This window comes from Mesorhizobium sp. M2A.F.Ca.ET.042.01.1.1, from assembly GCF_003997405.1.
Taxonomy (GTDB): domain Bacteria; phylum Pseudomonadota; class Alphaproteobacteria; order Rhizobiales; family Rhizobiaceae; genus Mesorhizobium.
On the sequence record NZ_RZRX01000369.1, the window covers coordinates 1 to 4399 of the forward strand.

General features: G+C 63.0%; 3 protein-coding genes and 1 pseudogene. 3 read left to right on the forward strand and 1 reads right to left on the reverse strand.

Translation table 11 applies throughout. The annotated features are described in order from the left end of the window. Window positions 1-1165: aromatic ring-hydroxylating dioxygenase subunit alpha (locus tag EOA23_RS31905; protein ID WP_145966546.1), on the forward strand; the 1165-nt coding region annotated here is incomplete at its 5' end. A gap of 148 nt (window positions 1166-1313) precedes the next feature. Here the strand turns inward: EOA23_RS31905 and EOA23_RS31910 are convergent. Then, on the reverse strand, window positions 1314-2732 hold the full coding sequence (locus tag EOA23_RS31910; protein WP_127307016.1) for an aminotransferase: 1419 nt from the start codon (window positions 2730-2732) through the stop codon (window positions 1314-1316). Window positions 2733-3023: 291 nt separating this feature from the next. On the opposite strand from EOA23_RS31910, the gene EOA23_RS31915 reads away from it, so the two are divergent. Both EOA23_RS31915 and EOA23_RS31920 read left to right on the forward strand, forming a co-directional pair. Then, complete coding sequence (locus EOA23_RS31915) at window positions 3024-3941, forward strand: ABC transporter permease (protein ID WP_127307017.1); 918 nt, start codon at window positions 3024-3026, stop codon at window positions 3939-3941. Then, a pseudogene (locus tag EOA23_RS31920) lies at window positions 3938-4399 on the forward strand (ABC transporter permease); the annotation flags it as partial. The gene EOA23_RS31915 and the pseudogene EOA23_RS31920, both read left to right, overlap by 4 nt.

The window sequence follows — 4399 nt, forward strand, 5'->3', positions numbered from 1 at the left end:
GTGGAGCTACCATTCCAACGCCCTTCTCGAGCTCGAGAAGGAATATGTCTTTCGCAATCACTGGCAGATCGCCGGCCATGTCTCCGACGTGCCGAAACCGGGCGACTATCTGACCATGGACGTCATCAGCGAGCGCGCGCTGATCGTGCGCGGCAAGGACGGCGTCGTGCGCGCCTTCAACAACATGTGCCGCCACCGCGGCAGCCGCGTCGTCGCCGACAGCCAGGGCAGCTGCAAGAACGCGCTGGTCTGCCCGTTCCACGGCTGGGTCTACAATCTCGACGGCACGCTGCGCGGCGCTGCCCGTCCGCGCTCCTTCCCCGAGCTCGACAAGACCGAGTTCGGCCTGATGCCGCTCGACCTCGAAATCTGGATGGGGTTCATCTTCATCCGCTTCCGCAAGGGCGGCCCGCAGCCCTCGGTGGCCGAGCTGCTCAAGCCGATCGAAGCCGAGATGGCGCATTACAACGTCGCCGACATGGTGCCATCCTGGGGCATCTGGACCCAGAAATCGCCGGTCAACTGGAAGTCGGTGCGCGACGTCGACAATGAAGGCTATCACGTCGCCATGGCGCATCCGGCGCTGCAGGACCTCTACGGCGCCACCTATTTCGACGAGCCTTTCGTCAATGGCGTGTCGCGCTCCTTCGCCACCTACAATCCACATGCCGGCCGGCGCTGGAGCGTGCGCGAATACATCAAGCTCGCGCCCGAGGCCGCGCATCTGCCGGAGCATCTGCGCAAGGCCTGGATCTATTACGGTATCTTCCCCAACAACGCGCTGTCGATCATGCCGGAATCCATCCAATTCTATCAGGAGTTCCCGCTGTCGACCGGCGAGACGCTGCTGCGCGGCGCGATCTATCGCTACAAGGACGAGACCAGGGAGCAGGCGGCGGCGCGCTACCTCGCCTACCGCATCGACCGCGACACCATGAACGAGGACGTGCAGCTTTCGGTGTGGTCGAACGAATCCATGCTGTCGGAGGCTTTTGAAGGCTTCTACTTGTCGGATTTGGAGTACGGCGTGCGCACCCACCACGACCATCTGCGCAGGCAGGTCCCGGTGCTGAACCTGGAGACGGCGCCAGAGGAAAAGGACATGTGGGGCCTGAACGACGCGCTGCGGTCGAGGGGGGTAGAGGCTGCTAGTCTTCCCCCTTGAGGGGGAGATGGCCGCGAAGCGGCCAGAGGGGGTCGCTGCGCGTGAAGCGCCAACACTTCAGGACGTTAGACAACGCCGGCGATTTACGTGAGATGACCCCCTCTGTCGCCTTCGGCGACATCTCCCCCTCAAGGGGGGAGATTAGCTCTCACCCCCGCCAGACGCCTTCCTTCCGCAAAACATCCATCGTCCGCGAAATCCCTTCGCGCAGGATTGCCACCATGTCGTCGACTTGCTCCCTGGTGATGATCAGCGGCGGCGACATCACGCACATGTTGATCAGCGGCCGCACCAGAAGGCCAAGCTCGTGGCAATGCGCGTCGATGCGTTTGCCGACATTCTTGTCGAGTTGCAGCGGATCCTTGCTTTCGCGATCGGCCACGCATTCGACGCAAGCCATCAGGCCGACGCCGCGCACCTCGCCGACCAGCGGCAGCTCCTCAAGCGTCTTCAACTGCGCCTGGAAATAGGGCGCGATCTCGCGGGTGTGCTGAAGCACGCCCTTTTCCAGCAGGTCGAGATTCTTCAGCGCCACCGCGCAGCCGATCGGATGGCTGGTGTAGGTCAGGCCATGACCGAACAATGCGTCGGGATGGTTGGAGCGGCGCAGTTCTTCCAGCAGCCGCTCGGAGATGATGACGCCGCCGAGCGGGAAGTAGCCCGATGTGATGCCCTTGGCGAAGGTGATCATGTCCGGATCGATGCCGAATACGTCGCCGGAGGCGAAGACATGGCCGAGCCGTCCGAAACCGGTCACCACCTCGTCCGAGACATAGAGGATATCGTTGTCGCGGCAGATCTCGCGGATGCGCTTCAGATACCCGTCCGGCGGCACGATGACGCCGCCCGAGGCCTGCACCGGCTCGCCGACAAAAGCGCCGATGCGGTCGGCGCCGACGCGCGCGATCGTGTCGCGGAACTGGTCGACCAGGAAGTCGGTAAAAGCTGCAATGCTCATGCCCTTCGGCCGCCGGAAGGGATCGGGCGAGGAAAGCTTGATCACCAGATCGTCGGCGCCGTCCATCCAGTCGTGATCGCGCGGGCGGCCGTTAAGCGATGCCGAGAGATAGGTCGAGCCGTGATAGGCGCCGTTGCGGCTGAGGATCAGCTTCTTCTCCGGCCGTCCGCGCACATTGTTGTAGAACTGCATGAAGCGCAGCGCCGTCTCCACCGCCGACGAGCCGCCGGTGGTGAAGAAGGTATGGCTGAGGTCGCCCGGCGCCGCGTCGGCAATCCGTCGCGCGAGCTCGGCCGACGGCGCGTTCATCGTGTACCAGGGCGTGTTGTAGGAGAGCGCCATCGCCTGGTCGTACATGACCTTGGCCAATTCCTCGCGGCGATGGCCGACATTGATGCACCACATGCCGGCCGGCCCGTCTATCAGCCGCTTGCCGGAGGCGTCAGTGATGTAGATGCCGTCGCCCTCGCCGATCAGCGTGCGCGCCTCGTCACCGACCGAACCGGCATAGGGCCAGGGCTGGACGAGATGGCGCTTGGCAAGCTCGACTGCATCGTCATCGCTAGGGCCGATCAGTTCGCTTGCCTTGATCTTGCTTTGAGCCGCCATCTTCGCCTCGTATCGCCAGAGCTGCCGAATTCTCACCGGACATCAAACGACGCGGAAAACCACGGAAATCCGGCTTTCTGTCCGCCTATTTTGAATGTTCGTTCAATCAATATCGCAGAAATAGCGCTTGATTTCAATCGGCGGATACGCTCATGATGAAAGAAAGCCGGCAAGCTAGGGAGCGATCATGCTCCAAGCATAATTCGGGAACAGGCGGTCGGCGCTGCGAATGGGAAGCCGCATGGCGGGACAATCCGAGCCAGCTACCGAAATCACGCCCGGAGCGCTGCAATGACGGTTGCCGCGGAAGGGTCGCCCCCGCTGCGCATGGCCGGGGCCAGACGAAATCCCCTTCTGCAATCGGAAGCCGTCCAAGGCTTTGCCCTGATCAGTCCCACCTTCGTCTACGCCCTTATTCTTCTCGTCCTGCCGATCCTGGTCGTTGTCGCCCATTCCTTCTGGACGCAGAACTATCTCACCATCGACCACACCTTCACCCTGGAGAACTACCGGATCGCGCTGACCGAGCCGATCTACCGCGACCTGCTCTGGCGCTCGCTCTACATCTCGCTGACGGTTAGCCTGCTGACGGTGGCGCTCGCCTACCCGATCGCCTATTTCATTTCCTTCCATGGCGGCCGCCACAAGAGCCTCTGGCTCTTCCTCATCACCATCCCGTTCTGGACGAGCTATCTGTTGCGCGTGATGTCGTGGAAGGTGATCCTCGGCTATAACGGCGTCTTGAATTCCGGTCTGATGGGCCTTGGTATCATCAGCGAGCCGTCGGACGCGCTGCTCTACAATTCCACCGCCGTTATCATCACGCTCACCCATGCCTGGGCGACCTTCGCCATCCTGCCGATCTTCGTCTCGCTGGAGAAGGTCGACCGCACCCTGGTCGAAGCGGCGACCGATCTCGGCGACGGGCCGCTGCGCTCCTTCCTGCGCGTCACCCTGCCGCTGTCGGCGCCCGGCGTCATCTCGGCGGCGCTGATCGTCATGATCCCGACCGTCGGCGACTATGTCACGCCGAAGCTCGTCGGTGGCAAGGATGGCGTCATGATCGCCAACGCCATCCAGGCGCAGTTCGGCAAGGCGTCGAACTGGCCGCTGGGCGCGGCGCTCTCGGTCACCACCATGATCGTCGTCTCGCTGATGGCCGGCGCCACCGTGCTGGTCATCCGCGCCCTGCAGAGGCTGGCACGATGACGGCGATCAGGCGTTTCCTGCCGGGATGGCTGTCGAGCTACGCCACGCTCTACATCCTGTTCCTCTATCTGCCGGTGATCTTCCTGCCGATCTTCTCGATCAACACGGCGGCGACACCGAAATTCCCGCTCTCTGGCATCACGCTGCACTGGTACGAGGACCTGCCGAAAACGCCGGCGCTGATCGACGCAACCTGGAACAGCCTGATCGTCGGCGTCTCCGCCTCGATCCTGTCGACGGTGCTCGGCATCCTCGCCGCCCGCTCGATCACCCGCTACCGTTACCCGGGCCGCCGCGCCATCAACGGCCTGATCATGGCGCCGCTGGTGCTGCCCGAGGTGATCGTCGCCATTTCCATGCTGCTTGTCATGCTGCAGCTTGGCCTCAGCCTATCGCTCTTCACCGTGGTGCTCGGCCATGTTCTGGTCTGCATCCCCTACTCCATGACCGTCCTGACC

Coding starts and splice junctions, on each gene's coding strand:
- EOA23_RS31910 (WP_127307016.1), bottom strand. CDS start 2,732: ATGGCGGCTCAAAGCAAGATCAAGGCAAGCGAACTGATCGGCCCTAGC.
- EOA23_RS31915 (WP_127307017.1), top strand. CDS start 3,024: ATGACGGTTGCCGCGGAAGGGTCGCCCCCGCTGCGCATGGCCGGGGCC.